Genomic DNA, 1,207 nt, shown 5'->3' on the forward strand with positions numbered 1-1,207 from the left:
GAATTCGCCAGCGGAGTCTGCTCGTTCGGGAAGTGCCCGCGGGCCCGGACGGCCTTACGGATGCGGGCGTTCACCGACTCGATAGCGTTCGTGCTGCAAATGACCTTGCGGATTTCCACGTCGAACGCCAGGAACGGGACGAACTCGGCCCAGGCGTTCTCCCACAGCCGCACGATCGCCGGGTACTTCCTGCCCCAGGCCTCGGCGAACTCGAGGAACCGTTCGGTCGCAGCGTCCTCGGTGGGTGCGGTGTAGACCGGCTTGAGCGCTGCGGCGATCTTCGCCCAGTCCTGCCTGGCCGCATACCGGAACGAATTACGCAAAAGGTGCACGATGCATGTTTGGACGATCGTACGCGGCCAGACCGTCGCGACGGCGTCCGGCAGCCCCTTCAACCCGTCGCAGACGAGCATGAGCACGTCAGCCACGCCGCGGTTCTTCAACTCGGTGAGCACGTGCAGCCAGTGCTTCGCGCCCTCACCGCCGTCGCCGGCCCAGATCCCGAGGATGTCCCGGTTGCCGTCAACGGTGACCGCCATGGCCACGTAGATCGGCCGGTTCGCGACCTGACCATCCCTGATCTTCACGTTGATGGCATCGATGAACACCACCGGATAGACCCGGTCGAGGGGCCGGTTCTGCCACTCGGCCATCCCGTCCATCACCTTGTCCGTAATGGTGGAGATGGTCTGCTTCGACACCTCGGTGCCGTACACCTCGGCCAAGTGCGCGGCGATCTCGCCGTGGGTCAGCCCTTTCGCCGACAGCGACAGCACCAGATCGTCCACCCCCGTCAGCCGCCGCTGCCGCTTGCGCACGATCTGCGGCTCGAACGTGCCGGCCACGTCCCGCGGCACCCGCACCTCGACCGGCCCGACATCGGTCAGCACCGTCTTGGTCCGGCTGCCGTTACGGGTGTTCCCGCTGCCCCGACCGGCCGGGTCGTGCCTGTCGTAGCCGACGTGGTCGGTGATCTCACCATCCAGGGCGGATTCCAGGACCCGCTTGGTCAGCTGCTGCAGCAGACCACCCTGACCGGTCAGCTGCAGCCCGTCACCGCGAGCCCGATCGACCAACATAGCGATCAACTGCTCATCCGTGGCCCCAGCCACCGGCACTGCGGCCGGCTCCTGCTCAATGGGGGTCTCGGTCGTCATCTCGGCGTCTCTCCCTTGATCGGTCGATCAGCCGTTATTTGTACAGTCCC

The 1,207-nt window shown here is 66.0% G+C and carries 1 protein-coding gene; it reads right to left on the bottom strand.

What is annotated here, in order from left to right; all coding sequences use genetic code 11:
• A partial coding sequence (locus tag AB0H83_RS51895) for an IS256 family transposase (RefSeq protein WP_360111503.1) occupies window positions 1–1,079 on the bottom strand: 1,079 nt, incomplete at its 3' end.
• Window positions 1,080–1,207 lie beyond the last annotated feature (128 nt).

The organism is Dactylosporangium sp. NPDC050688, assembly GCF_040654515.1.
In the GTDB taxonomy this organism is placed as follows: Bacteria; Actinomycetota; Actinomycetes; order Mycobacteriales; family Micromonosporaceae; genus Dactylosporangium.